At 61.1% G+C, this 26,148-nt stretch carries 24 protein-coding genes; 20 read left to right on the forward strand and 4 right to left on the reverse strand.

Going from position 1 to position 26,148, the window contains the following annotated elements:
• Positions 1-192: 192 nt before the first annotated feature.
• Positions 193-1,044, reverse strand: coding sequence for a DUF1194 domain-containing protein (locus tag OA90_RS20715; protein ID WP_208986227.1), 852 nt, complete (start codon positions 1,042-1,044; stop codon positions 193-195).
• Between the two features lie 575 nt (positions 1,045-1,619).
• On the opposite strand from OA90_RS20715, the gene OA90_RS20720 reads away from it, so the two are divergent.
• The 19 genes from OA90_RS20720 to OA90_RS20810 all read left to right on the forward strand — a co-directional run bounded on the left by OA90_RS20720 (position 1,620) and on the right by OA90_RS20810 (position 21,805).
• Entirely contained in the window at positions 1,620-2,603 is a 984-nt protein-coding gene (locus tag OA90_RS20720) for a sugar-binding transcriptional regulator (RefSeq protein WP_208986228.1), read from the forward strand.
• 67 nt (positions 2,604-2,670) lie between these two features.
• Complete coding sequence (locus OA90_RS20725; RefSeq protein ID WP_068416977.1) at positions 2,671-3,672, forward strand: BMP family ABC transporter substrate-binding protein; 1,002 nt, start codon at positions 2,671-2,673, stop codon at positions 3,670-3,672.
• 159 nt (positions 3,673-3,831) lie between these two features.
• Complete coding sequence (locus OA90_RS20730; RefSeq protein WP_068416794.1) at positions 3,832-4,827, forward strand: BMP family ABC transporter substrate-binding protein; 996 nt, start codon at positions 3,832-3,834, stop codon at positions 4,825-4,827.
• A gap of 83 nt (positions 4,828-4,910) precedes the next feature.
• Complete coding sequence (locus OA90_RS20735; protein ID WP_068416797.1) at positions 4,911-6,467, forward strand: ABC transporter ATP-binding protein; 1,557 nt, start codon at positions 4,911-4,913, stop codon at positions 6,465-6,467.
• The gene (locus tag OA90_RS20740) at positions 6,464-7,570 is read left to right on the forward strand and encodes an ABC transporter permease (RefSeq protein ID WP_068416800.1); all 1,107 of its coding nucleotides are present in this window, start codon (positions 6,464-6,466) and stop codon (positions 7,568-7,570) included. Before OA90_RS20735 ends, OA90_RS20740 begins: the two co-directional genes overlap by 4 nt.
• Before the next feature lie 2 nt (positions 7,571-7,572).
• Complete coding sequence (locus OA90_RS20745; protein ID WP_068416803.1) at positions 7,573-8,541, forward strand: ABC transporter permease; 969 nt, start codon at positions 7,573-7,575, stop codon at positions 8,539-8,541.
• Complete coding sequence (cdd, locus tag OA90_RS20750) at positions 8,538-8,948, forward strand: cytidine deaminase (RefSeq protein ID WP_068416806.1); 411 nt, start codon at positions 8,538-8,540, stop codon at positions 8,946-8,948. The genes OA90_RS20745 and cdd overlap by 4 nt, the downstream gene beginning before the upstream one ends.
• 6 nt (positions 8,949-8,954) lie before the next feature.
• A complete protein-coding gene (locus OA90_RS20755; protein ID WP_068416809.1) occupies positions 8,955-9,764 on the forward strand; it encodes a purine-nucleoside phosphorylase in 810 nt (269 codons plus the stop codon).
• On the forward strand, positions 9,761-10,537 hold the full coding sequence (gene deoC, locus OA90_RS20760) for a deoxyribose-phosphate aldolase (RefSeq protein ID WP_068416812.1): 777 nt from the start codon (positions 9,761-9,763) through the stop codon (positions 10,535-10,537). Before OA90_RS20755 ends, deoC begins: the two co-directional genes overlap by 4 nt.
• Before the next feature lie 46 nt (positions 10,538-10,583).
• Entirely contained in the window at positions 10,584-11,900 is a 1,317-nt protein-coding gene (gene deoA / locus OA90_RS20765) for a thymidine phosphorylase (RefSeq protein ID WP_068416816.1), read from the forward strand.
• Between the two features lie 83 nt (positions 11,901-11,983).
• Positions 11,984-13,204: a phosphopentomutase gene (locus tag OA90_RS20770; protein ID WP_068416820.1), complete on the forward strand. Its 1,221-nt coding sequence runs from the start codon at positions 11,984-11,986 to the stop codon at positions 13,202-13,204.
• Positions 13,205-13,315: 111 nt separating this feature from the next.
• Positions 13,316-14,323: an adenosine deaminase gene (locus OA90_RS20775; RefSeq protein ID WP_068416824.1), complete on the forward strand. Its 1,008-nt coding sequence runs from the start codon at positions 13,316-13,318 to the stop codon at positions 14,321-14,323.
• A 154-nt stretch (positions 14,324-14,477) separates the two neighbouring features.
• Positions 14,478-15,719 (forward strand): DUF1688 family protein, encoded by a 1,242-nt coding sequence (locus OA90_RS20780; protein ID WP_068416980.1) that lies wholly within the window; start codon positions 14,478-14,480, stop codon positions 15,717-15,719.
• A gap of 73 nt (positions 15,720-15,792) precedes the next feature.
• Positions 15,793-16,422, forward strand: a complete 630-nt coding sequence (upp, locus tag OA90_RS20785) for a uracil phosphoribosyltransferase (protein ID WP_068416828.1) — start codon at positions 15,793-15,795, stop codon at positions 16,420-16,422.
• Between the two features lie 165 nt (positions 16,423-16,587).
• Complete coding sequence (locus OA90_RS20790; protein WP_068416983.1) at positions 16,588-17,487, forward strand: ribokinase; 900 nt, start codon at positions 16,588-16,590, stop codon at positions 17,485-17,487.
• Positions 17,488-17,583: 96 nt separating this feature from the next.
• Positions 17,584-18,090, forward strand: a complete 507-nt coding sequence (locus OA90_RS20795; RefSeq protein WP_199823789.1) for a TIGR02281 family clan AA aspartic protease — start codon at positions 17,584-17,586, stop codon at positions 18,088-18,090.
• 51 nt (positions 18,091-18,141) lie between these two features.
• Positions 18,142-19,641: a phosphomannomutase/phosphoglucomutase gene (locus OA90_RS20800; RefSeq protein ID WP_068416832.1), complete on the forward strand. Its 1,500-nt coding sequence runs from the start codon at positions 18,142-18,144 to the stop codon at positions 19,639-19,641.
• An 81-nt stretch (positions 19,642-19,722) separates the two neighbouring features.
• A complete protein-coding gene (locus OA90_RS20805; protein ID WP_068416836.1) occupies positions 19,723-20,721 on the forward strand; it encodes an aldose epimerase family protein in 999 nt (332 codons plus the stop codon).
• Between the two features lie 55 nt (positions 20,722-20,776).
• Positions 20,777-21,805 (forward strand): histone deacetylase family protein, encoded by a 1,029-nt coding sequence (locus OA90_RS20810; RefSeq protein WP_068416839.1) that lies wholly within the window; start codon positions 20,777-20,779, stop codon positions 21,803-21,805.
• Between the two features lie 26 nt (positions 21,806-21,831).
• On the opposite strand, the gene OA90_RS20815 is transcribed toward OA90_RS20810, so the two are convergent.
• Complete coding sequence (locus tag OA90_RS20815; protein WP_068416842.1) at positions 21,832-22,452, reverse strand: HAD family phosphatase; 621 nt, start codon at positions 22,450-22,452, stop codon at positions 21,832-21,834.
• Positions 22,453-22,629: 177 nt separating this feature from the next.
• Between OA90_RS20815 and OA90_RS20820 the strand changes: the two genes are divergently transcribed.
• Positions 22,630-23,478 (forward strand): PhnD/SsuA/transferrin family substrate-binding protein, encoded by an 849-nt coding sequence (locus OA90_RS20820; protein ID WP_208986230.1) that lies wholly within the window; start codon positions 22,630-22,632, stop codon positions 23,476-23,478.
• Between the two features lie 3 nt (positions 23,479-23,481).
• Here the strand turns inward: OA90_RS20820 and OA90_RS20825 are convergent, their stop codons facing one another.
• Both OA90_RS20825 and OA90_RS20830 read right to left on the reverse strand, forming a co-directional pair.
• Positions 23,482-24,666: an acetate/propionate family kinase gene (locus tag OA90_RS20825; protein ID WP_068416849.1), complete on the reverse strand. Its 1,185-nt coding sequence runs from the start codon at positions 24,664-24,666 to the stop codon at positions 23,482-23,484.
• Positions 24,667-24,668: 2 nt separating this feature from the next.
• Positions 24,669-26,081, reverse strand: a complete 1,413-nt coding sequence (locus tag OA90_RS20830; protein ID WP_068416986.1) for a bifunctional enoyl-CoA hydratase/phosphate acetyltransferase — start codon at positions 26,079-26,081, stop codon at positions 24,669-24,671.
• Positions 26,082-26,148 lie beyond the last annotated feature (67 nt).

Here is a 26,148-nt window from a genome sequence, read left to right on the forward strand (position 1 = left end):
AACAACAGCGGCCGGATGTATTTAGCCGCTCAAAGCGCTTTAGGCAAAGGAAGATGGGACGTTACACGTATATTGCCGAGGGAAAAGACCCGGGCCGTCGAAAAGGACGGTGGGAGTTTCCCGGGCCGGCATGCAAAAACGCCGCGCTCCGAGCGGGAACGCGGCGGGTAGCTGAAGGAGAAGGTGCAGCTCTCAGTCGAACAGGTTGCAGCGGATCGGTTCGCGGCCCGCAACCTTGTGCACTTGGGCTTCGTGTTGCGGCAGCGTCAGTCCGGCGATTTCCATCACCAGTTTCATGCGGATCGCGTCGGCAAACCCCTCTTGAGAGCGCACCGGAATGGCGAAGGACCCCGGACCGCCGATCACGCAGTCCTCGTAGTAGTGGTCGAGGTTGAGCATGGCCTGCCAGGTGTTCTTGTTGGACTTCATCATCAGCGGCAACCCGTTGATGGTCACGCCCGCGGCCACCATCCGGTCGCGCATTTCGGTCACCGAACCGCCCTGGTTGTTCGGGCCGTCTCCGGAAATGTCGATCACCTGGCGAAGACCCATATATTGGTTGTTCTGAACCAACTGAACGGATTTCTCCAGTGCGGAAGCAATCGAGGTGCGTTGAACCTGGCGCAAGGGCGCTTCTGCAATCTTGGAGGCGAAATGAGAGGCCGAGCCCGCATCCCGGATGACGGTCCAGTCGGCGATGATGAAATGCTCATCGACGCCGCCCCATTCCATATAGGTAACGGCGACCCGGCCGATCGGCCCGACCTGGATGGCGTCGAGGAATTCCCGCGACGTGAGGGCGGCCACATAGCCGGCACGCTGGACTTCCTGTTCTTCGGTGTCCATGGACTGGGAAATATCGACGGCCAGGACGAGTTCCACGTCCACTTCGCTCGCCGGATCATACGTATATTGCGATGAGGCAATCAGGGCCGGGCGATAGTCCCGCGCGACTGAAGGCGCGGTGAGCATGAAGACCGCACAGAAAAGAAACAGTAATTTCGCAAACGCTGGTGCACACAGTTTTATAATGCCGAGACGCATTGTTTTTCTCCTTACGTCAGCCTCGCGGCTGGGTGGTTACGTCTCCCCGGATTATTTTATTTTTGTATTTCTTTACTTTTCGTTCCTTGTGATTCCTACGTAGGAACATCGAATGCCTGTACTGAGAATATAAATTTACTTTGCAAGCTACATGCCAAACGTACCGGAAAGGAATTTGGCTGGCAAAATCAAATGCGCACGGAGTGCATGTTATACACAGATAGGGATAAAATGCCGGATTACCAGGCAAGAATTGCCGCATTCCGCCATTCCGGGGCAAATATCCGGCAAAAATTGCCGGTTTCGCTTATGTCGTGCGCAGGTTGTAAATTTGCCTAGAAAAGCATCATTTGTCCGGAAAATCGGCAGTTTTTTCGGTTGACGTCAGCGTTGTGGCTGGTCATGATCTGAAGAAATCCTCACTTGGTGAAGAAATTTTCAGGCGCCTCATTTCGAGAATTGCCTGGCAACAACAAGAAGCTTCAAAACGAAGCAAGGCGCGGGTGGTCGTAACCGGCTCCGGAATGTGTTTCCGGCAGGTGCGGGCCGCCTTCAGGGGAAGGTGTCGAGGCGGAATGCAGGTGCGTGACGACGACTGGACATCACATATGGCCATCCGGGCGGCCTGGCTTTCCTTCGTGGGCGGCCGGACGCAAGGAGAAATTGCTTCTCAGCTCGGGGTGTCACCCGCGAAGGTTCATCGCCTGATCGCTCACGCCCAGAAGGCGGGGTATGTGAAATTCCAGGTCGATGGGCGGCCGATGGAATGCCTGAAGCTGGAAAATGAGCTCGCCGATCACTTCCATCTGACGAATTGCATCGTCGCTCCGGATCTTGGTGGCTGCGACGATGACAGCGCCGTGCGGGCGGTCGCCGCCTCCGGAGCGCAGTTCCTGGCGGCTCTTCTGGGTGGATCCAACCTCACGCGGCTTGGTGTGGGCATGGGACGCACGCTCACGGCCACGGTCGAGGCGCTGCCTAAAATTACCCGCCCGGATCTGGAAATCATGTCGATTTGCGGGTCTTTGACGCGAACGCTTGCCGCCAACCCCTACGATATCATCCAGAAAATGCAGGAACGCACAGGCGGGGTCGGCTATTACCTGCCCGTGCCTTATTTTGCCGAAAACCGCGACGAGAAGGCGATGTTCCTGACCCAGCGCAGCGTGCAGGATCTCATGGCGCGAGCCGGCGGGTCCGACGCCTTCCTGGTTGGCATCGGTTCGGTGGAGAACGAAGGCCACCTCGTGCGGCGTGGCATGATTTCGAAACAGGAACAGGAAGAATTGCTGTCAGTCGGCGCCGTCTGTGATTTGATGGGCCGCTTCTTGACGCTTGACGGACAACTGGCGCCCGATACGCTCGGCGATTGTGCCGTCGGGCTGCACTTCGACGAAGTGCGCGGCAGCCGCGTGATTGCGCTGGTGGGCGGGGAAAGCAAGGTGGACGCCACACTTGCAGCCCTGCGCACCGGTGTCATTACCGACCTGGTGACCGACGAGACCCTTGCGAGGGCTCTGAGCACACGGGCCGGATTGCAACTGGCACAGTCCGCATGACGCGGCTGGGTCACGAGGGGAAACGGGCCGGCCGAAGGTGGGCCCCCGCATGTCGGAGGACATACACGTGAAAAAGTTTCTAACCATCGGCACGGCGCTTGCCGGACTGGCCTTGTCGGCGATGAGCGCGGCAGCGGCGGATATCAAGCCGGCCGTTCTGTACGATCTGGGCGGCCGTTTCGACAAGTCGTTCAACGAAGGTGCCTACAACGGCGCTGAAAAGTTCAAGGAAGACAACGGCGTCGAATACCGGGATTTCGAAATCCAGAACGACAGCCAGCGTGAACAGGCGCTGCGCAATTTCGCCAAGCGTGGCATGAACCCGATCGTTGCCATCGGTTTCTCCCAGGCCAACGCGGTGGAAAAAGTCGCCAAGGAGTTTCCGGACACCCAGTTCGCCATCGTCGACATGGTTGTCGATCTGCCGAACGTGCGGTCCATTCTCTTCAAGGAGCATGAAGGCTCCTATATTGTCGGCATGATGGCAGCGATGTCCTCCAAGACCGGCAAGGTCGGTTTCGTCGGCGGCATGGACATTCCGCTGATCAGCAAATTCTCCTGCGGCTACAAGCAGGGTGTCCGGGCCGTGAACCCCGACGCTGAAGTCTTCGAGAACATGACCGGGACTACAGGCGCGGCTTGGAACGACCCGGTAAAGGGTGGCGAACTGGCCAAGTCCCAGTTCGACCGCGGCGCGGACGTTGTCTATCACGCGGCCGGTGGCACCGGCATCGGCGTGCTGCAGGCTGCTGCGGACGGCGGCAAGCTCGGCATCGGTGTCGACAGCAACCAGAACGGCCTGCATCCCGGTTCTGTTCTAACCTCCATGCTGAAACGCGTCGATATCGCCGTTTATCAGGCTTTTGAAGACGCGCAGAACGATGCATGGACGTCCGGTTTCGAGGTTCTCGGATTGAAAGAGGGCGGTGTCGACTGGGCTCTGGACGACAACAATGCTCCGCTCGTTTCCGACGAGATGAAGGCAGTGGTCGAAGAAGCGACCCAGAAGATCATCACCGGCGAAATCGAAGTGCATGACTACATGGCCGATCAGGCCTGCCCGGACTGAGGAAGCTCAAATCCGCACATAAGTGCCGGCCTGCCTTCACGCGCAAACGCATGAAGGCAGGCCGGTCGATTTCAGAGTTTCAGAATATCCTGTCCGTGTTCACCCGGACGCGGAAGGCACAGGGACCGTCTGCCGCATGGGCGGATTGAGGGGGACCGAATGATCCGATTCACATCTGTTGTCTTCGGTACGGCGATTGCCGCCGTGCTCGCCGCGGCCACAGCCTTCGCCGAACCGGCAATCATCTATTCCGTCGGCGGCAAGTTCGACGGATCCTTCAACGAAAGCGCCTATTCCGGTGTGAAGCGGTTTCAGGACGAGACCGGCAGCCCGGTCCGCGAGTTCGAGCTGGAACGCGATGCCCAGAGCCTGCAGGCCTTGCGCAGTTTCGCCAGCCGCGGTTTTGAACCGGTCGTCGTCATCGGTTTCAATCAGGCCAACGCCCTCACCCAGACGGCTTCGAATTTTCCGGAGACGAATTTTGCCATCGTCGACATGGTCGTCGACAAGCCGAATGTCCGCTCCTACGTTTTCAAGGAGCAGGAAGGCGCCTATCTCGCCGGTCTGCTCGCGGCCAAGGCCTCGAAAAGCGGTACCATCGGTTTTGTCGGCGGTATGGATATCCCGATCATCCGGCGCTTTCTGTGCGGCTACAAGCAGGGCGCGCTCGCCGTCAATCCTGACATCAGGGTGCTCTTCAACATGACCGGAGACACACCGGCCGCCTTCGCCGATCCGATACGCGGTGGCGAACTGGCGACGGTGCAGATCCGGCGGGGAGCCGACGTGATCATCCAGGCCGCGGGCGGCACGGGTATCGGTGTTCTGCAAAAGGCCGCCGACGCCGGGATTCTCGGCATCGGGACCGACAGCAACCAGAACGGCCTGCATCCGGGCAAAGTGCTGACCTCCATCCGCAAGCGGGTCGACAATGCGGTCCACGACAGTTTCCTTGCTGCCCGAAATGGAACCTTCAAGCCGGGCATCCAGGTGCTGGGCGTGGCGGATGGCGGCATGGACTGGGTGCTGGACGACAATAACAGGGATCTCATCACGTCGGACATGAAAGCGGCTGTGGAGGCGGCGGTCAAGGGAATTTCCGACGGATCCGTCAAGGTGCATGACGTCGTCTCTGAAGGGGCATGTCCTTTTTAGGCAATGCGCGTCACGCTGCAGACCGTTAGGATCCGAAGGGGCGACACAATGACAAATAAAATCCGTCAGGCCTGGGGGAAGGCATGAGCGAAACGCCGGCAATTGAACTGCGCGGGATCAGCAAGAGCTTTGGTCCGGTCCACGCCAACAGGGATATCGACCTTGTGGTGAAGAAGGGATCCATTCACGGGATCATCGGAGAGAACGGCGCGGGCAAGTCCACGCTCATGTCGATCCTCTACGGGTTTTACCACGCCGATGACGGCGACATTCTCGTCAACGGCGAGAAGGTCACGATTGCCGATTCCAAGGCGGCTATCGGCATGGGCATCGGCATGGTGCATCAGCACTTCATGCTGGTCGATAATTTCACCGTTCTGGAAAATGTCGTTCTGGGCGCGGAAGACAGCGCCATGCTGGCCGGTGGCCTCGACAGGGCGCGCATCGAGCTGAAGCGCCTGGAGGAGGAATATGAACTGCGCGTCGATCCGGACGCGCTCATACAGGACCTGCCGGTCGGTCTTCAGCAGCGGGTGGAAATCCTGAAAGCGCTGTATCGCAGTGCCGAGGTCCTGATTCTCGACGAGCCGACCGGCGTTCTGACCCCGCCGGAAGCCGATCACCTGTTCAAGATTCTCGAGGTCCTGAAGAACGAAGGCAAGACCATCTTGCTGATCACGCACAAGCTGCGCGAAATCATGGCTGCGACCGACAGCGTCTCCGTCATGCGCCGCGGCGAGATGGTGGCGACCCGTGAGACCCGGAACACCTCCATGGAAGAACTGGCCGAGCTGATGGTCGGCCGCAGCGTGCTTTTGCGGGTCGACAAGAAACCGGCCGTGCCTGCGGAGCCGGTCATGCAGGTGGAGAACCTGTCCGTGACCGACCAACGCGGTGTTCAAGTGGTCAAGGATGTGAGTTTTTCCGTCCGCGCCGGCGAGATCGTCGGCATAGCCGGGGTCTCGGGCAACGGTCAGTCGGAGCTGCTGGAAACGCTTTCCGGAATCCGCCGTGCGACCGGCGGCACGCTCCGGATCAACGGTCAGACCATCGATCTGGGCACCAGCACGCTGGACGCGGCGGACATGCGCGCAAAAAGCATGGGGCACGTCCCGGAAGACCGTCACCGCATGGGTCTGATCAACAGTTTCTCCGAGTACGAGAATTCCATTCTCGGCTATCACCGAGATCCGGCCTATTCCAGCGGTCTGCTGATGAATATCTCAGCCATCAAGGAAAACGCGGTCGCCGAGATCGAAAAATACGACATTCGCCCTCCCAACCCGATGCTCAAGACCGCCAGTTTTTCCGGCGGCAATCAGCAGAAGATCGTTCTGGCGCGGGAGATCGAGCGGGATCCGGACGTGCTGCTGGTCGGTCAACCGACACGCGGTGTCGATATCGGTGCGATCGAGTTCATTCACAGCCGCCTGGTGGAACTGCGCGATGCCGGCAAGGGTATCCTGCTGGTCTCGGTGGAACTCGATGAAATCCGGGCGCTTGCGGACCGGATACTGGTGATGTTCGACGGCAGGATTGTCGGAGAGCGCGGCGCCAACGCGGACGAAGGCGAACTCGGCCTGCTCATGGCGGGTGTGGAGGACAACGCGAAAATGTCTGTAGAAGGAGACGCCCGATGAGTACCGGTCAGCTCCCGCGCTGGGTCGACTACGGCCTGATCCCGTTTGTGAACCTTGCGGCGGCCTTTCTGGTGTCCGGCCTTGTGGTCGTTCTGATCGGGGAGAACCCGCTGGAAGCGGTTCGGATCCTGATCTGGGGCTCGCTTGGTTATGGCGAAGGCATCGGCTTCACGCTGTTTTACGCCACCAACTTCATCTTCACCGGGCTTGCCGTCGCGGTCGCCTTCCATGCCGGGCTGTTCAACATCGGTGGTGAGGGGCAGGCCTATATCGGCGGGCTCGGCGTCACCTTCGCCTGTCTTGCTCTCGATCACATTGTGCCCTGGTACGTGACACTGCCCTTCGCGATCATCGGCTCGGCGCTGATGGGGGCCGCCTGGGCGTTCATTCCCGCCTGGCTGCAGGCGACACGCGGCAGCCACGTCGTCATCACGACCATCATGTTCAACTTCATCGCTTCGTCGCTGATGGTCTATCTGCTCAACAGCGCGTTGAAGAAACCGGGCTCCATGCAGCCGGAAACGCGAACGTTCGAGGCGGGCGGCCGGCTGCCGTTCCTGAACGAGGTCTTTCCTTCCTTCGGTTTTGGCTACGCTCCGGTGAACCTGTCCCTGTTCGTCGCACTGGCCGCCTGCGTTCTGATCTGGCTGCTGATCTGGCGGACGAAACTCGGCTTCGAAATCCGCTCCTTCGGCGCCAACGCGACGGCCGCGGTCTACGCCGGTATTTCGCCGGTCCGCACCATCGTCATCACCATGCTGATCTCCGGCGGGCTTGCGGGCATGATGGCGATCAACGAGATCATGGGATCGCAGCACCGCCTGTTGATCGATTTTGTCGCCGGCTACGGCTTTGTCGGCATCGCGGTGGCCCTTATGGGACGCGCGCATCCGGTCGGAATCGTTCTGGCGGCGATCCTGTTCGGCATGCTCTACCAGGGCGGCGCTGAGCTGTCCTTCGAAATGCCGAACATCACCCGCGACATGATCATCGTCATCCAGGGACTGGTCATTCTGTTTGCAGGCGCGCTCGAACACATGTTCCGGCCGGCCATCACCCGGTTGTTCACGCCTTCACGGGCCCATGCTGCGGAGGAGGCGTAATCATGTTCGAGACCCTCATCCTCATCCTCGATTCCACCGTCCGCCTGTCGACGCCCCTGTTGCTGGCCTGTCTGGCAGGGCTTTATTCCGAGCGCTCGGGCGTTGTCGATATTGGCCTGGAAGGCAAGATGCTCGGCGCCGCCTTCGGTGCCGGTGCCGTCGCCTATATCACCGCGAACGCCTGGCTTGGCCTGCTGGCCGGCATCGGTGTCTCCGTTGCGCTGGGGCTGCTGCATGGCTTCGCCTCGATCAGCAATCGCGGCAACCAGATCGTTTCCGGTGTGGCCATCAACTTCCTGGCGGCCGGCCTCACGGCGCTGCTCGGCCAGACCTGGTTCCGCCAGGGGGGGCGAACTCCGGCGCTGCCCGAGGGTGGTCGGTTCAGGGATATCGTCTGGCCGTATGCCGAACAATTGCGCGACGTACCGGTGATCGGGCCGCTCTACAGCGAGCTTTTGTCCGGGCACAATATCCTCGTCTATGCCGGGTTCATCGCCGTTCCGCTGACGTGGTGGGTGCTGTTCCGCACGCGCTTCGGCCTGCGGCTGCGTGCCGTTGGCGAAAATCCGGCCGCCGTCGACACGGCGGGCATCTCGGTCGCCTGGCTGCGGTATCGCGCGGTGATCGCTTGCGGCATTCTCTGCGGCTTCGCGGGCGCCTATCTGTCGATCGCGCAAGGGGCGGGTTTCGGCGTCAACATGACGGCGGGCAAGGGCTTTATCGCGCTGGCGGCGCTGATCTTCGCCAAGTGGCGGCCGGCCAGCGCCATGTTCGCCTGCCTGCTCTTCGGCTTCCTCGACGCGGTGGCCATCCGCATGCAGGGCCAGGAGGTCCCCGGTATCGGTGAGATCCCGGTTCAGTTCTTCCAGGCGCTGCCCTATATCCTGACGGTGATCCTGCTTGCCGGCTTCATAGGCAAGGCGGTGCCGCCGAAAGCCGCCGGTATTCCATATCTGAAGGAACGGTCATGAGCGAACTGGACAAGCTCTTCGAAGCGGCCAGGGCGGTGCGCGAAAACGCTTATGCGCCTTATTCCAACTTCCTGGTCGGCGCTGCACTGCGCACTCCGGACGGTAGCGTGTTTACCGGCTGCAATGTCGAAAACGCGTCTTACCCGGTGAGCGTCTGCGCCGAAGGCGGAGCGGTCGGGGCCATGATCGCGGCGGGTTATCGCGAAATTGCCGAAGCCGTTGTCATCGGCGATGCGGCCCTGTGCACGCCTTGCGGCATGTGCCGCCAGCGGCTGAAGGAATTCGGCACGGACGATCTGATCGTCCATGTCGCGGACTTGAACGGTGTTCGCCGCAGCTTCACCATGGACGAGCTGCTGCCGGCAGCATTCGAACTGGATTACACGTCAAATAACAGGAAGGACTGACCCTCGATGAGCGGTTATGGCCATGAATGCGCGGAAATCGTCCGCGCCGCCCGCGAAGGCTCCTACAAGATAGGCATGATACTCGGCTCGGGCCTCGGCGCGCTGGCCGAGGAAGTCGAGGACGCGGTCCGCATTCCCTACACGCATCTGACCGAGTTTCCGGTCTCCACCGTGACTTCCCATTCCAGTGAACTTGTGGCCGGCACGCTGGCTGGGGTTCCCGTGGTGATCCTGTCGGGCCGTGCCCACTATTATGAAACTGGCGACCCGTCGGTCATGCGCACGCCTGTGGAGACCCTGAAGGAACTCGGTTGCGAGATCCTTCTGGCGACCAACGCGGCCGGCTCCCTGCGCGAAGAGGTTGCGCCGGGCTCGCCGATGCTGATCCGCGATCACATCAACTGGTCGGGCAAGAACCCGCTGATCGGCGAGGAGGACGAGAAACGCTTCCTGGACATGAGCGCTGCCTATGATCCCGAACTGCGGGAAGCCATGAAGAAGGCTGCCGCGGAAACCGGCGATCCGATTGCCGAAGGTGTCTACATGTGGTTCTCGGGCCCCTCCTTCGAAACGCCTGCGGAAATTCGCATGGCGAAGCTGCTGGGCGCGGATGCGGTCGGCATGTCCACCGTACCGGAAGTGATCATGGCCCGGTTCATGGGGCTCAGGGTTGCGGCCATGTCGATTGTCACCAACTACGGGGCGGGCATGCAGACCCATGCGCTTTCCCACGACGAGACCAAATCCGTCGCCCTGCAGGGCATGGAACGCATGAAAGAGCTGGTAAGGGCATTTGTGAAGGAGGTCGGTGAATGAGTGACATGGTCGAAAACGCAAAACGCGCCCTCGGGTTGATTGATCTGACCAACCTCAACGAGGACTGCACCGCCGCCGATATCACCGCACTGAGTGCGCGCACCGTAACGGACCATGGTTCGGTCGCCGCTGTCTGCGTGTGGCCGCGTTTTGTCGCGCAGGCAGCACAGGAGTTGAAGGGAACCGGCGTCAAGGTTGCCACCGTCGTGAATTTCCCGGCGGGGGAAGACGACACCGATACCGTGGTTGCCCAAGCGGAGCAGGCGCTGGCCGTTGGCGCCGACGAGATTGACCTGGTGATGAATTTCAAGGCTTTCACGGCGGGCCGGAAAGGATATGCCGAAGAGCAGATCATCCGCGTCAAGACGGTGATCCCGGAGCCTGCGGTCCTGAAGGTGATCCTGGAAACCGGAGAGATCGGCGATCCGTTGCTGATCCATGCCGCATCGAATGTGGCGATTTCCGCCGGAGCCGACTTCATCAAGACTTCCACGGGCAAGGTCGCCGTCAATGCCACGCTCGAGGCCGCCGAAATCATGCTGACCGCCATTGAGGAGGCGCGCCGCGACAATGCTGAGCGCGTCATCGGGTTCAAGCCCGCTGGCGGCATCAGGACGAGTGAGGACGCTGCGTCCTATCTGGCGCTTGCGGATCGGATAATGGGTCACAACTGGGCGTCGGCGTCCACCTTCCGCTTCGGCGCGAGCGGTCTTCTGGATGCCTTGATCGCGACGATCGAGGGCAAGGAAGCCGCGGCCGGCCAAGCCTATTGAAACTGAAACAGGGTGTCTGAAAAATGATGCCGCAAGGATACCAAACATGCTGCCGCAGGAACTGATCCGCAAGAAGCGTGACGGGGGAACACTCGACGCCGCGGAGATCGCTTTTTTCGTCAAGGGACTGGCCGACGGATCGGTCACCGAGGGACAGGTTGCGGCCCTCGCCATGGCCGTTTTTTTCAGGGGATTGAGCGTGGACGAACGCGTGGCCCTGACGCTTGCCATGCGCGACAGCGGCGATGTCATGAACTGGTCCGGTATCGACGCGCCGGTCCTCGACAAGCATTCAACAGGCGGCGTCGGGGATAACGTCTCCCTGATGCTCGCCCCTGCGCTTGCCGCCTGCGGCGCCGCCGTGCCGATGATCTCCGGCCGCGGCCTTGGCCATACCGGCGGCACGCTGGACAAGTTCGACAGTATTCCCGGTTACCAGACCCAGCCGGACAATGCGCTGTTCAAGAAGGTGGTCAAGGAGATCGGTTGCGCCGTCATCGGCCAGACGGGCAATCTGGCCCCGGCAGACAAGCGCTTCTACGGCATCCGCGACGTGACCGGCACCGTGGAGAGCATTGATCTCATCACCGCTTCCATCCTGTCGAAAAAGCTGTCGGCAGGCCTGCAGGGCCTGGTGCTGGACGTCAAATGGGGCACCGGCGCCTTCATGGCGACGCTGGAGGAAGCCCGCGCACTGGCCGAAAGCCTCGTTCAGGTGGCCAATGGCGCCGGACTTAAAACCACAGCCCTGTTGACTGACATGAACGAACCGCTGGCCTCCGCTGCGGGCAACGCGATCGAGATGCAGAACGCGGTGGATTTCCTGAAAGGGACGGCCATCGACAACCGCCTGTGGGACGTGACGGTTGCCCAAGGCGGAGAACTGCTTGCCACCGGTGGCATCGCCGCGACAGCCGAAGCGGGCGAAGAGATGATGCGCCAGGCCTTTCAAAGCGGCAAGGCGGCGGAAAAATTCGCGCAGATGGTCGAGGCACTGGGCGGTCCGGCCGACTTCATGGAAAAAGCCGAACTCTACCTCGCAAAGGCGCCCGTCGAAGCTCCTGTCTATGCCGATCACGACGGTGTCGTCACAGGTGTTGACGCCCGGGCGGTCGGCGTGGCTGTGGTGGCGCTGGGCGGTGGCCGCAAGGCGGCTTCGGATGTGATCGATCCTGCTGTCGGACTGACCAGCCTGGCGGGTGTCGGCAATACGGTAGATGCGGACGCGCCGCTGGCGATCGTGCACGCAAGATCCGGGGAAGACGCGGAAGCGGCAGCCGTCGCCTTGCGCCGGGCCTATACCCTCGGTTCGGCCGCGGACGTCGTCGACCGGCCCATCATTGCTGGCCGCATCGCGCCGTAAGACACGAACTTGTGCCGGGACCACAGATCCCGGTGCCCATCCGGCATCAGGCCGGCATTAGAAAAAAACTTGAGGAGATGCCCATGCCTCGTGCAATTCTGTGCGTGCTGGACAGTTTCGGCATTGGCGGCGCGCAGGACGCGGGCGCCTTTGGCGATGCCGGGTCCGATACTCTGGGCCACATCGCCGAAAATTGCGCCGCCGGCCTGGCGGATCGGGACGGGTTGCGCAGCGGCCCTCTGTCGGTTCCCAACATGGACCGGCTCGGCCTTGGCGCGGCCGGCAAGCTGTCGACCGGCAAGAGCGTGCCAGGCCTGGATTTCGCAGGCGGCCCGCAAGGGCTTTGGGGCTATGCGGCGGAAGTGTCCAACGGCAAGGACACGCCCTCCGGCCACTGGGAAATCGCCGGTGTGCCCGTCCGCTTCGACTGGGGCTATTTCCCAAAGACGATCCCGGCCTTTCCGCGTGAACTGATCGACAAGATCATGGACAAGGCAGGACTGGACGGCATCCTCGGTGACAAGCATGCGTCCGGTACGGAGATCATCGCCGAGCTTGGCGGGGAGCATCTGAGATCGGGCAAACCGATCTTCTATACGTCGGCGGATTCGGTCATACAGATCGCAGCCCACGAAGCGCATTTCGGCCTGGAGCGGCTGTATGAGCTGTGTGAGATCACACGCGAATTCGCCGATCCCTACAACATCGGCCGTGTCATCGCCCGGCCATTCGCCGGTGAAACGGCCGCGACTTTCGCCCGCACGCCCAACCGGCGGGACTATTCGGTGCTGCCGCCGGAGCCGACATTGCTCGACCGGCTGACACAGGCCGGCCGCACCGTCTACGGTGTCGGCAAGATCTCCGACATCTTCGCCCATCAGGGTGTCTCGAAGGTTCTGAAGGGCGCCGGCAACGACGCGCTTTTCGAAAAAACTCTCGAAGCCATGCAGCAGGCCGTGGACGGAGATCTGGTCTTCGCCAATTTCATCGATTTCGACTCGCTTTACGGTCACCGGCGGGATGTTCCGGGCTATGCCGCCGCGCTGGAACATTTCGACCGCCGGCTGCCGGAACTGCTCGCCGCTTTGCGCGAAGGGGACCTGCTGATCCTGACCGCGGATCATGGCTGCGATCCGACATGGAAGGGCACCGACCACACGCGTGAGCATGTCCCGGTCATCGCGACGGGTCCCTGTATTCCAGGCAGATCCGTAGGTGGACGGAAAACATTTGCCGATATCGGCGAGAGCATCGCAGATCATCTGGGCATAGCCCGGGGCCTCCACGGTGAGAGTTTTCTTTAGGTCGGGGACTCAGGCACAATGATGAACTGAGCCGGCACCTGCCAAGGGTGTGGCTCAGAACACCGGATACGGCAGACCTGCCATTCATTCACGATCGAGGACCCGCCGCACATGAGCGATCCCATCACGGTTCCGAAAGCTGAACTGCACTGCCACATTGAAGGCGCGGCCCCGCCGAGCCTGGTCAAGCGGCTGGCGGACAAGCACGGCATGGACGTGTCGAAGGTGCTGGATGGCAACGGCAAATATGTCTGGTCGGACTTCACCACATTCCTGAAGGCCTATGACACGGCAAGTGCCGTTTTCAAGACCCCCGCCGACTACGCCATCCTGGCGGAAACCTATTTCCGCATGCTGGCCGCCGAGGGCGCTATTTATGGCGAGATCTTCATTTCGCCCGATCATGCCCAGGCGACGGGCCTTTCCTACCGCTCCTATGTTGAAGGATTGTCCGCCGGGATCGAGCGCGCCAAGAACGATACCGCCATCGAGGGCCGGATGATCGCCGTCGGGGTGCGCCATTTCGGGGCTGCGGCGGTGGAACGTGTCGCCAAGGAGGTGATTGCCAATCCCGATCCTCTGGTAGCCGGTTTCGGTCTTGCCGGCGATGAGCGCTCGGGCCATCCCGCGAACTTTTCCAAGGCCTTCCGAATGGCCGCGGAAGCGGGGCTCGGTACGACGGCCCATGCCGGCGAATTCGGCGGTCCCGACAGCATAACCGCAGCGCTGGAATTCCTTCGCGTCAAGCGGATCGGGCACGGTGTGAGAGCCATTGAGGACAAGGACCTGATAAAGCGATTGATCGACGAGGAGGTCGTCCTGGAAGTCTGCCCGGGCTCGAATGTGTCACTGGGCGTCTATACCCATCTGCGCTTCCATCCGGTGAACATGCTGCGCAGGCAAGGCGTGAAGGTCACCCTCAACTCCGACGATCCGCCGTTCTTCGGAACGACACTCGGCAAGGAATATTCCTCCGTCTCCGAAACTTTCGACTGGACGTTCGACGACCAGATGGAGATCACCCGCACGGCCATAGAGGCTGCGTTTTGCGACGAGCCGACGCGAAAACGCCTGCTGGTCCGGCTGGACAGCGCGGTGCAGAAACCGGCCGAGGGGTAGGACCCGAGATGCCCCCTGTCTGTGCGGACAAGGGTGGCGGAGCTGTAATGACGAACCCGTTTGACAAGGTTATGGTGGCAAGCCACACCAGACATGTCTCTTCGGGAGGCCGCCCTTGGCGATGCCTCCCGTCTCCCAATTCCGGATTGTTTTGATGAGTTCTTCCGTCTCACCCCTGACCTTTTTCCAGCCGAGCGAAGTGCGGCGCCAGGCGCACCGGCTTCTCGATCTGGCGCAAGCAGGCACGCTTGCCCATGTAGGGGTGGATCTTGCCAAACTGGGCGACGCCCTGGTGACGGTTCTGGAAACAACCCGGGAGACCTATCCCGATTTCCAGATCCCGCCCTATGGCATATGGCGGGACTTCGAAGCCGGTGGCATCGACCGGTGGGGCGCGATGGCAAGCGCCCGCAACTTTGAGACTGCCGAAGACATGCTGGCGGCGGCAACGGATCTTGCGGTGCTCGGCACTTTCATGAAGACCCGGCATCCGCAAGGCTGGACTTTCGAAGACCGGATGACCGGGACCGTCGCGACGGGCAGGCAGGCATCGGCCCTTGCCGCTTTTCACATGTTCGCAGCAGGTTCATTTTCCGCAGAGATGACGGATCCGTATCGTGTCGATGCCGAAACCCTGATCCGGTTCGACACGCAGGAGCTGGCCTTTGGCCTGCAATGGGATCCGGAGCGCGACGCCGGATTGCTGGAACACATGCAGCGTCACCTCAAGCGTCTGGGAGAAGCGCTGGCGCTGCGTCCCGACCTGTTTTCCGAAGGCGACGCCACCCGGCCAGGCCTGCTGGCCACGCGTCTGGCGAAAGACAGCGACGGCACTGTCAGTGCCGGCAAGCTTCTCGATCACCTGCTGGAATCGCTCGCTCCGGTCTGGGACGGCGGAGCTCAGGAAGGCGAGATTTCCCTTGGCGACAGCTTTGCCCATTCCGCTCTGCCCGATGATGATGCGGCAAGTGCCGTGCCCTTCCATCTGGCCGCCCAGGAAATGGTCTACGCCCTTGTCGAACCCTTTGCCTGGGCCGGGCTGGAAGTTGACGGTCTTGCGGATCTGACGCCACCGGCAGACGAAATCCATGCCGGGCTGTTCGTCGACAGCGGGGTGATGAAGATAAAAACCGCCGCTGATGCTCTGACTTTTCAGGGGGAACAGGATCGCATGACCGAACTGCGCGCCGTCAGTTCCGCCCTCACCGACAGGCTGGCGGAACTGCTGCGCGGTGAGCTTGAGGTTCCGGAGGAGCAGTTGCCGCTCACCTGCATTCTGGAGGGCGGCACACATCGTGCCGGACGGGGGATTCTGGAACGCGGCACGGACGAGTGGGGCAATCTCGAAAGATTTATGAACCCGGGGTCTGTTTTTTGGTTGCCGTTCGGGGCATAGCTCCCGAACATGGAAATTCATTGAGGCCGGTCCGGATTGCACGGACCCAGACTTGAACAAAAGAGAGGCAGATATGTCCGGAGCCAACGTCATCAGCCACCCGCTGGTCCAGCACAAACTGAGCATCATGCGTGACAAGGCCACGTCCACCCAGGGCTTCAGGCGGCTTCTGCGCGAGATCTCCACGCTGCTGTGCTACGAGGTGACCCGGGATCTGCCGCTGGTTCGCCAGACCATCGAGACGCCGGTTGCCGAAATGCAGGCGCCGACGCTTGCGGGCAAGAAGCTTGTCTTCGCCTCAGTCCTCAGGGCGGGCAACGGTCTTCTGGAAGGCATGCTGGACCTGGTCCCGTCGGCACGCGTCGCCCACATCGGCCTTTACCGGGATCCGGAAACCCTCCAGCCGGTCGAATATTATTTCAAGGCCCCGGAAGATCTGCACGAGCGTCTTGTGATCGTCGTGGACCCGATGCTGGCCACCGCCAATTCCGCCATTGCCGCCATCCAGAAACTGAAGGAGCGCGGCGCCAACAACATTCGTTTCCTGTGCTTGCTGGCGGCTCCGGAAGGGGTTGCTAAATTCAACCAGATGCACCCGGATGTGCCCATCTTCACGGCCTCGATCGACGAGAAACTCAACGAAAAGGGGTATATCGTTCCAGGTCTCGGCGATGCGGGCGACAGGATGTACGGCACGAAATAGCCCGCTTGGCGCAGGGCCGGAGATATCCGGCCCTGCGCCGGTGTGACACGGTTTCTGCGTCTTCTGGCAAGGGCCTTCACGCCGGTTCCATGTGGCGGTTCCATGTGGCGGTTCCGGGCAGCGGGGTCATCTGCTTCCGGGCATATTTTGAACAAGGATCACGGCATGATCACCGTTTTCGGCTCCATCAACCTCGACCTCGTCGTTTCCGTCCCCAGGCTGCCTAAAGCGGGGGAGACGGTCAGCGGGCCGGACCATCAGTCCTTCGCAGGCGGCAAGGGCGCGAACCAGGCGCTGGCCGCGGGCCGCGCAGGCGCCGAGGTGAAAATGGTAGGTGCGGTCGGGCGGGACGCCTTTGCGGTTCCGGCCCTCGCCAATCTGCGGGAAGCGGGCATCGACCTGTCGGATGTCAGGGAACTGGACGGCGCAACCGGTCTTGCCCTGATCGGTATAGATCCCTCCGGTGAAAACCAGATCATTGTCGCCAGCGGCACCAACGCGCGTGTCCGGGCCGACTGGCTGGAAGACAGCCTTACGGACGCTCATGTTCTGATACTTCAGGGAGAATCCCCCTATGAGGAAACCATTCGGGCGATGGGACTGGCGCGCGGGGCAGGGGCATCCGTTTTCTGGAACCCGGCTCCCGTTCCGGCGGGCGATCCGGGTGCCGGGCTTGAGGCGGTCAATACGCTGGTGGTGAACGAAAGCGAAGCAGCACTCCTTGCCGGTAGCCTCGGAATCGCGGACGGAGTGGATACCTTTCTGGACAATGTGGTCAGGCCCGGGCGGGCTGTGGTGGTGACCCTCGGCTCCGAAGGTGTTGCCGCCGCCAAAGGCGACGACCGGTTCCGTTTTGCTTCGCCCTCTGTCGATGCGGTGGATACCACCGGCGCGGGAGACGCCTTTTGCGGCGCTCTGGCGGCTGCGCTCGACCATGACTTGCCGTTTGGACGGGCGCTCAGGGAAGGGGTCGCCGCAGGCGCTCTGGCCTGCACCGTGACCGGCGCCCAGTCCAGCGCGCCGATGAAGGCGGATATTGTCCGTCTGGCCGATCAAATCGTCTGATGGTCTATTCCAGACCCGGTTTTACAGGCCGCTAAGGAAACTCTGCTAAGCCAGCGGCATCTCGCTTTGAAGGGTCGGCCGGGCATGTGGCGGTTTATGGTGATTTTGTTGGTCTGCGTTGCTCTCGCACCGTTTGCACCTGGGCTGATCGAAAGCGGCCTGAAGACACTGGCCGACCGTGAAGCACCTTCAGCCGTCAGCGAAAGCGCAAGCGAAACAGGGTCTGGCGGCGGCCGGACGCATCGCATTTCAGCAAACGCTCAGGGGCATTTTATCGCCGAGGGGCGTCTGAATGGTCGATTTGTCGATCTGCTTGTGGATACCGGGGCGACCCTGACCGTGCTTCCGCGGTCGCTTGCCGAAGATATCGGCATTTTTCTGCAGGAAACCGACTTCAGGCATCAAGTCCGGACGGCCAACGGTACCGCTTTGGGCGCCAAGGCGACAATCGACCGTTTGAGCATCGGTGACATACGCTTCACGAACGTGAATGCGCTGGTGATGAAAGACGAAAGCCTTGGGAAGCCGCTGCTGGGTATGTCCGTTCTCAACCAACTGAGAAAGTTTGACATGTCCGAGGGCACCCTTGTACTGGTTCAGTAGCAGATACCTTCGATATTTTTCCGGATCCTTTTTTCAAATTGAGAGGCTTGCATGTTTCCCAAACCAGTGCCGAGTTTGAGTCCGAACACACTCGAATATGAATCGTTTCCCATGGTGAAAGCGACCGGTTTCCGGGAATACGACGCCCGCTGGCTGTTCGAGAAGGAAATCAACCTGATGGGAATGCAGGCGCTCGGCATGGGCATCGGCACTCTCATTCATGAACGCGGTGTGCGCCCGGATATTGTGGTCGGTCACGATTTCCGCAGCTATTCGGCCTCGATCAAGATGGCGGTCGTCAACGGCCTTCTGGCAGCCGGCATCAATGTCCATGATATCGGTCTGGCGCTGTCGCCCATGGCCTATTTCGCCCAGTTCGCCCTGGATGTTCCCGCAGTCGCGATGATCACAGCCTCCCACAACGACAACGGTTGGACCGGGGTCAAGATGGGCGTTGACCGCCCGATGACCTTTGGACCCGACGAAATGGGACGCCTGAAAGAAATTGTTCTCGAGGCGGCATTCGATCTGAAGGGGGGCGGTAGCTACCGCTTCGTGGACGGGTTTCCGGAGATCTATTTCAAGGATCTGACCGACCGCGCGAAACTGAAGCGGCCGATCAAGATCGTCGTGGCCTGCGGCAATGGCACGGCAGGTGCGTTCGCTCCGAAAATCCTGGAGGCGCTCGGGGCCGAGGTCATCCCGCTCGATGCGGAACTCGATCACAGCTTCCCGAATTACAATCCGAACCCGGAAGACATGAAAATGCTGCATGCGCTCCGGGACAAGGTGCTGGAAGTCGACGCGGAAGTCGGCCTCGGCTTCGACGGTGACGGCGACCGCTGCGGCGTTGTCGACAACGAGGGCGAGGAGATTTTCGCCGACAAGGTCGGGGTCATGCTCGCCCGGGACATCTCCGCTCTTTATCCCGGCAGCCAGTTTGTCGTCGACGTGAAATCGACCGGTCTCTTCAACACCGATCCGGTGCTTCAGGCGAACGGTGCAAAGACGGACTACTTCAAGACCGGCCATTCCTACATCAAGCGCCGGGTCAACCAGCTGGACGCGATTGTGGGGTTCGAGAAGTCGGGCCACTACTTCTTCAACAAACCGATCGGCCGTGGCTACGACGACGGCCTCGTCTCCGCCATTGCGATCCTCGACATGCTCGACCGCAACTCGGACAAGACGATGGCCGACCTCCGCCGGGATCTTCCCAAGACCTGGGGCTCGCCGACCATGGCACCGAAATGCGCCGACGAGGTCAAATACGATGTGGTCGACAGGGTGGTTGCCCGGTTCCAGGACATGAAGGCGAAGGGCGAGAAAGTCGGCGGCCAGTCGATTTCCGACCTGATTACGGTCAACGGCGTCCGGGTGGTTGCCGAGGACGGTACCTGGGGGTTGGTGCGCGCCTCTTCCAACAAGCCGGAACTGGTTGTGGTAGTCGAAAGCCCGGTCTCCGAGGCGCGGTTGCACGAAATGTTCAAGGCGGTGGATGGCGTGCTGCGCGAGAACTCCGAAGTCGGCGACTACAATCAGACGCTTTGACGTCAGGGGTTTCAGCGAAGGGCGCGGCTCCCCCGCCGCTCTTCGCTCGCGGGTCCACACAGCTTCTCATCGGAGACTTTCATGATCAGGGATTTCGCTGTGCTGCCTGATGGCACGAAAGTGCAGGAGGTGACACTGAAGAAAGGCGGGCTCGAAGCCTCCGTCCTGACCTTCGGCGCGATCATCCGCGACCTGAAGGTGGACGGGCAGAGCGTCGTTCTCGGTTTCGGGGATCTGCAAAGCTACCTGGATCATCCCAGGTACTTCGGTGCGATTGTCGGGCGCTGCGCCAACAGGACAGCCGGCGGCCGCCTGACGATCGACGGTACAAGTTACCAGCTTGACCGCAACGACGGCGGGATAAACCATCTCCATGGGGGATCGGACGGGTTCTTCAACCGGGTCTGGCAACTGGAGCAGCACGACAAGGCAAGCATCCTGCTGAAGCTGGTCTCCGAGGATGGCGACATGGGCTATCCCGGCCGCGTCGAGGCTCTGCTGCGCTACACATTGACGGGAACCGGCGCGCTGCGTGTGAAAATCACGGCGGTCACGGACAGGACAACCCCGGTCAACCTGACCCAGCACAGCTATTTCAATCTCGATGGCAGCAGCACGATTCTCGATCACACGCTTGAGATCGCAGCGGAAACCTATCTTCCGGTCGACGATCAACTGATCCCGACAGGCGAGATCCGCAAGGTCGAATGGACGCCGTATGATTTCCGGAGCGGCCGCAAGATCCGCCGCAAGGCAGGCGAGGAGGATGTGATCTTCGATCATAATTTCTGTCTCTCCACGAAGGCCCGCGAGACCGTGCAATTCGCTGCCGCTCTTGAAGACAGCGCCGGAGAGCGGCGCATGGAGGTTTGGACGACGGAGCCCGGCGTGCAATTCTATGACGCTGGCATGTTGAACGTTCAGGCGCCGGGGCTGGGCGGAAAACCCTACACGCACCATGCCGGTCTCTGCCTGGAAGCTCAGCGCTGGCCCGACAGCGTCAACCGCGAGGGCTTTACAAGTGTGTTGTTAAGGCCTTCGGAAACCTATAGTCACGTTACGGAATACCGTTTTTCCTGAAATGGTCTACATTGGCCGGGTGGCTTGAGGTAGCAAGGGGACTGGGGGCAGGCTTGTGAAGACGGTTTTTTCAGAGACCCAGCTTGCGCACGCACCGGCGCAGGAAATTTCCGATGGAGAGCTGAAGCCTGCCGTGGAGATACCGGCCCGGGCTGAAATGGTGCTGAAAACCCTTAAGGACCGGCAGGTCGGAGACATCGTTGCTCCGGAGGAATTCCCCCTGCGAAGTATCCAGAGGGTTCATTCGCCTGACTACGTTGCCTTCCTGGAAAATTTCTGGCCGATGTGGACCGCTGCCGGCCGGTCCGGCGAGGCCTTTCCTTTCGTGTGGCCTGTTCGCTCTCTCAGGGTGGACACGAAGATCAATCACATTGACGGTCTGCTCGGGCGCTATTCCATGGATGCAGGTACACCGCTGGGCGCGCATACCTACGAGGCGGCACGCGCCTCGGCCGATACCGCGCTGACCGCTGCACAACTGCTGTTGAATGGCGAGCAATCCGCCTTCGCATTGTGCCGTCCTCCCGGCCACCACGCAGGCTTCGACTTCCTCGGCGGATATTGCTTCTTCAACAACGCCGGCGTGGCGGCTCAACATCTGCGCGACAACGGGCTGAACAGGATTGCCATCCTGGATGTGGACTATCATCACGGCAACGGCACCCAGGCGCTCTTCTATGACCGGCCGGACATTCTGTTCCTGTCCATACATGCCGATCCCAAGGACGAATATCCCTATTACCTTGGCTACGCGGATGAGACCGGTGAACATGCAGGGACCGGATTTACTCGCAACTGGCCCTTGCCGCTTGGCACCGACTGGGACTCTTATGCCCCGGCCCTGGAAGAAGCCTGCCGCTGGCTTCTGGTCTACAAGCCAGAGGCGATGGTTGTCTCCCTGGGGCTGGACTGCTTCGAAGGGGATCCCATTTCCGGGTTCAAATTCAAGAGCGAGGATTATATCCGCCTCGGAGAGCGGCTTGCGAAAGTCGGCGTGCCGACGATGTTCGTGTTGGAAGGCGGTTATGCGGTCGACGCGCTCGGCACCAATTGCGTCAATGTGCTTGAAGGTTTCTCCGGCTGACGAATATCGACTGATGCGGTGGGTCTTCAGGCAGCAAGCAGACCCAACCTGGTCAGCTCACTGCGCAGCTCGGCAGCGCTCCTGAAGTGATATGCTTGCATTCCGGCATCGCGGGCAGCATCCACATTGGACCGGGAATCGTCAATGAAGAAGCACCCTTGCGCATCGAGCCCGTTCCGCTGCAAGAGGACCTCGTAAATCCTGGGATCGGGCTTGATCAGCTTTTCCTCCCCGGAGACGACGACATCCAGAAAACTGGTTTTCAGGAAGGGAAACCGTGTCCGGGCCTCGCCGAACTTCTCGGTTGAAAAATTCGTGATGGCATAGAGCGGCACACCACGCTCCCTGAGCTGGGCTAGAATGCTGCTGGTGCCCGGAATTTCGCCCGGGACCATCTCGTGCCAGCGGCGGTCGTAGGCGGCGATCAGGTCCGCCTTGTCCGGATGCCTGCGCGACAGCATCTCCACGGCTTCGCGCCAGGAGCGGCCGAGATCCTGCTGCTCGTTCCACTTTGTCGTACAGATCGTCTCCAGGAATGTTTTCCGTTCAAGCGGATCGGGAATGAGCTGACGATAAAGGTATTCGGGGTTCCATTCGATCAGGACATTTCCTATATCGAAAACCACGGTCGTGATAAGATTGCTCATGAATTTGTCCGATGTTGCTGGCGGATGAATGCGGACAGACGGGAAAAGAATTTGCAAGTTTTCTCAGAAGCTTATGTTGAATTTGTGACGCTGCTCAAAAACTGCGTCCGGATGATTCTTTTGGCCTTTTGTCTTCTCTCGCTGCCCATCACAGCGCACGCGCAGGACAACGTCGACATGCCCGACAGGCTGCGCCTCGGCGTCATCGTTGCCGCCGATGAAGGCGCGCGCGAGCGGGTGGAGTCGTTCCGGCTGGCGCTGGAGGAAATCGCCGACCTGCCGGTGGATCTGTTTCTGCTGCAGACAATGGGTGAGGCTGTGGAAGCGATTGCCTCGGGCCGGATTGACTATGTCCGGCTGTCGCCTTCCGCCTACGCGGCAGCGCATGCGTTGTGTGGGTGCGTGGAACCGCTTGTAACTGCCGGCCCGGATGATTTCCCGGCCCGCTTCTATGCCGTCCTGATCACCAGACGCGGCCCGGAAAAAATGTCGCTCGCGGATCTCGCGGGCACCCGGCTGGCGGTGGGTGCCAGACAGGCTGTGACCGGATACCGCGTGCCTCTCGCCAATCTTGCCGCCGACGGAATAAACCCGCGCACGCATTTCAGCGCACTTGTTGAAGTCCAGAATCCGGTGGAGGGCCTGAAGGCGGTGCTCGACGGCCGGCTGCAGTCTTCCCTTGCCTGGTCCACTCTCGCCGGAGAAGCCAAGACGGGATATACCGCCGGCACGCTCAACGACTATTACGTGGCCGGCGGGCCGGGGTTCAAGGATCTCGAAATCGTCTGGCGGTCCCCGCCGATCCCCTATTCCGCGCATAGCCTGCGCACGGATTTGCCCGATACCCTGAAACGGCGCGTGCGCGCCGGACTGATGGACCTGCGCCGGGAGGCTCCGGATGCCTATCTGGCAATCGAGCCGGATCTGCCGGGCGGTTTCGAACCCGTGGTGCATGCGGATTACCGGCCGGTCCTGAGGACTTATGACGAGAGTTTCACAGCGCTCCTCGACCCTTCCGGCGGATAGAGTTCAGGCGGAGACCGTTCCTGAACCCAGCAGCTTTTCGGTATGCCGCCGGATCATTTCCTCTTCGTTGGTCGGTACGACCAGCACGCTTGCCCGCGATGAAACCGCCGAAATTTCTTCGGCCCCGGCCTGATTCTTCGCCTCGTCGGCCGTCAGTCCGAGCCATTCGAGATCCGCACAGACCTTGCGGCGGACAAGGACGGAATTCTCGCCGATGCCGCCTGTGAAGACCAGTGTATCCAGCCCGCCGAGCACCGCAGCCATCGCACCGAGTTCCCGGCGGATGCGGAAGACGAAATAGTCGATAGCTTCCGCCGCTTCAGGCGCGTCGCTCTGCGTGAGGGTGCGCATGTCCTGGCTGATGCCGGAAAGGCCCTTCAGACCCGACGCCTTGTAGAGGAGATCGGAGACCTCTTCAGGGGTCATGCCCTTTGTGGTCAGAAGATAAAGCACCACGCCCGGATCGAGTTGACCGCAGCGTGTGCCCATCGGCAGACCGTCCAGGGCGGTGAAGCCCATCGTCGAGCCGATGCTTTGCCCGTCGCGTATGGCGCACATGGAAGCACCGTTGCCCAGATGCGCAACCACCAGCCGGCCCGTATGGAGGTCCGGCCGGGTCTGTTGCAGATGGGCGCAGATGTATTCATAGGACAGACCGTGAAATCCGTAGCGGCGCACACCTTCCTCGTAAAGTGAACGGGGCAGGGCGAACGTATCGTTCACCCAGGGATGATTGCGGTGAAACGCGGTGTCGAAACAGGCGCTTTGCAAGGCTTTAGGGAAGGCGGCGCGGGCTGCTTCGATGCCCGCCAGATTATGCGGCTGGTGCAGCGGGGCAAGCGGCTCCAGCCTCCCGAGTTCCCTCATGATCTCACCGGTAATGCGCACGGGAGCCGTCAGGGAAATGCCGCCATGCACCACCCGGTGCCCGACCGCATCCACGTCCTGTCCGCCCAGTTCCTGTTCCAGGCTCGGCAGCAGCGCGTCAAGCGCGGCGGCGTGGGATCTGCCTTCCTCCTCACTCAGTGCCCTGTCGATCCGTGTATCCGAGACGTGGGACTTCAGCGACAGATGCGGCTGTGCACCGAGACCGGAAATCTGTCCCTTGAGCTGGACGGCGTCCCCCGAGAACAACGTGAACTTGATGGAGGACGAACCGGAATTCAGGACCAGAATGACCGGGGCCATGATCAAGCCCCTTCGCGATCGAACACGCCGGCTGGAGTGCCATGGGTCTGCCAATGCTTGAAGAGAAGCGCGAGCGCGCAGGACGCGAGCCGGGCGCGACTGTCGTCGGCGCGGCTGGTGAGCATCACCGGAACCTTGGCGCCGATCACCAGTCCGGAGGATTCCGCATGGGCGATGAACGTCAGTTCCTTGGCCAGCATGTTGCCCGACTCCAGATTGGGAACGATCAGCACTTCCGCGTGGCCGGCGACCAGCGACGTGATTCCTTTGGAACGGGCCGCCTGAACATCGACCGCATTGTCCATTGCCAGCGGGCCATCGACGATACCCCCCGTTATCTGACCGCGTTCGGCCATTTTGGACAGGACAGCAGCGTCCAGACTGGAGGGGATCGCGGGGTTCACGGTCTCGATAGCGGACAGGACGCCGACCCGGGGTGCCTCAAGGCCGAGCGCCAGGGCCAGATCGATGGCGTTCTGCGTGATGTCCACCTTGGTGTTGAGGTCGGGCGAAATGTTTATCGCTGCATCGGAGATCAGGACGGGTGTCTTGCGGCCTGGTATATCCATGACGAAGACATGGCTGATGCGCCGCCGGGTTCTCAGCCCGCCGTCCCGTTTGACCACATGCTGAAGCAGATGGTCCGTATGAAGATGGCCCTTCATGATGGCGTCGACCCGGCCTTCATGGACCATGGCGACGGCGCGTCCGGCGGCCTCTGTTTCATCTTCGATATCGATCAGTTCGAAGGCTTCGAGGTTCTCGCCCAGGTCCTCGGCGGCTTTGGCGATACGCGCCTGTGCACCGATCAGGATCGGTTTGATCAGCCCTTCCCGCGCTGCCATGATAGCCCCCTCGAGCGAGTTGGCATCGTCTGGGGCGACGACCGCGGTTGACAGAGGCGGCAAGGCTCTCGCCAGCTCGATCATCCTGTTGAAGTGCCGGTGCCGCTGCACGAGGATGGCGGGCAGATTGCTGGAATCGAATTCGATTGTTTGAGTCGGGGCGGCGACTTCCGCGACGCCTTCGACCAGACGGGTTCCGTCGGCGCGCGCCACCGAGAGATCGAAGACGACGATGTTGCCCGGACGTTTTTCCTTCGCCGTAACCTTCACATGCAACTTGTCGCCGACGGCCGCCCCTTCCAGGAAGCGGAGCGACTGCGACTTGTAGATCGTGCCGGGACCGGGAAGTATGTTGCCGAGGATGGCGGAGGCGAGGCTGCCCATCCACATGGCGGGCGCGACGGGCTTGTCGATATGACCGTCTCCGGTCCAGTCCGTATCCGGCAGGTGGATGGGATTGTGGTTTCCGGAAGCATGCGCATAAACCAGAAGATCGTTGGAGGAACACTCCCTGACGATCTCCGCCGTGTCGCCTACGGTAATCTGCTCATAAGTCTTGTTCGTCGCCATCGGCTCGGGAACCCCTGACTGAAAATCCATATTGCAACGCAGCAATCGTGATGGAGCGTAGCCGCAT

The sequence above is a fragment of the Labrenzia sp. OB1 genome, from assembly GCF_001624695.1.
Classification (GTDB): Bacteria; Pseudomonadota; Alphaproteobacteria; order Rhizobiales; family Stappiaceae; genus Roseibium.

Excerpts from the sequence above, each read along its gene's own strand:
- OA90_RS20715 (WP_208986227.1), bottom strand. The coding sequence starts at position 1,044 with ATGCGTCTCGGCATTATAAAACTGTGTGCACCAGCGTTTGCGAAATTA.
- OA90_RS20720 (WP_208986228.1), top strand. The coding sequence starts at position 1,620 with ATGCAGGTGCGTGACGACGACTGGACATCACATATGGCCATCCGGGCG.
- OA90_RS20730 (WP_068416794.1), top strand. The coding sequence starts at position 3,832 with ATGATCCGATTCACATCTGTTGTCTTCGGTACGGCGATTGCCGCCGTG.
- OA90_RS20735 (WP_068416797.1), top strand. The coding sequence starts at position 4,911 with ATGAGCGAAACGCCGGCAATTGAACTGCGCGGGATCAGCAAGAGCTTT.
- OA90_RS20740 (WP_068416800.1), top strand. The coding sequence starts at position 6,464 with ATGAGTACCGGTCAGCTCCCGCGCTGGGTCGACTACGGCCTGATCCCG.
- OA90_RS20745 (WP_068416803.1), top strand. The coding sequence starts at position 7,573 with ATGTTCGAGACCCTCATCCTCATCCTCGATTCCACCGTCCGCCTGTCG.
- cdd (WP_068416806.1), top strand. The coding sequence starts at position 8,538 with ATGAGCGAACTGGACAAGCTCTTCGAAGCGGCCAGGGCGGTGCGCGAA.
- OA90_RS20755 (WP_068416809.1), top strand. The coding sequence starts at position 8,955 with ATGAGCGGTTATGGCCATGAATGCGCGGAAATCGTCCGCGCCGCCCGC.
- deoC (WP_068416812.1), top strand. The coding sequence starts at position 9,761 with ATGAGTGACATGGTCGAAAACGCAAAACGCGCCCTCGGGTTGATTGAT.
- deoA (WP_068416816.1), top strand. The coding sequence starts at position 10,584 with ATGCTGCCGCAGGAACTGATCCGCAAGAAGCGTGACGGGGGAACACTC.
- OA90_RS20770 (WP_068416820.1), top strand. The coding sequence starts at position 11,984 with ATGCCTCGTGCAATTCTGTGCGTGCTGGACAGTTTCGGCATTGGCGGC.
- OA90_RS20775 (WP_068416824.1), top strand. The coding sequence starts at position 13,316 with ATGAGCGATCCCATCACGGTTCCGAAAGCTGAACTGCACTGCCACATT.
- OA90_RS20780 (WP_068416980.1), top strand. The coding sequence starts at position 14,478 with ATGAGTTCTTCCGTCTCACCCCTGACCTTTTTCCAGCCGAGCGAAGTG.
- upp (WP_068416828.1), top strand. The coding sequence starts at position 15,793 with ATGTCCGGAGCCAACGTCATCAGCCACCCGCTGGTCCAGCACAAACTG.
- OA90_RS20790 (WP_068416983.1), top strand. The coding sequence starts at position 16,588 with ATGATCACCGTTTTCGGCTCCATCAACCTCGACCTCGTCGTTTCCGTC.
- OA90_RS20795 (WP_199823789.1), top strand. The coding sequence starts at position 17,584 with ATGGTGATTTTGTTGGTCTGCGTTGCTCTCGCACCGTTTGCACCTGGG.
- OA90_RS20800 (WP_068416832.1), top strand. The coding sequence starts at position 18,142 with ATGTTTCCCAAACCAGTGCCGAGTTTGAGTCCGAACACACTCGAATAT.
- OA90_RS20805 (WP_068416836.1), top strand. The coding sequence starts at position 19,723 with ATGATCAGGGATTTCGCTGTGCTGCCTGATGGCACGAAAGTGCAGGAG.
- OA90_RS20815 (WP_068416842.1), bottom strand. The coding sequence starts at position 22,452 with ATGAGCAATCTTATCACGACCGTGGTTTTCGATATAGGAAATGTCCTG.
- OA90_RS20820 (WP_208986230.1), top strand. The coding sequence starts at position 22,630 with ATGCCCGACAGGCTGCGCCTCGGCGTCATCGTTGCCGCCGATGAAGGC.
- OA90_RS20825 (WP_068416849.1), bottom strand. The coding sequence starts at position 24,666 with ATGGCCCCGGTCATTCTGGTCCTGAATTCCGGTTCGTCCTCCATCAAG.
- OA90_RS20830 (WP_068416986.1), bottom strand. The coding sequence starts at position 26,081 with ATGGCGACGAACAAGACTTATGAGCAGATTACCGTAGGCGACACGGCG.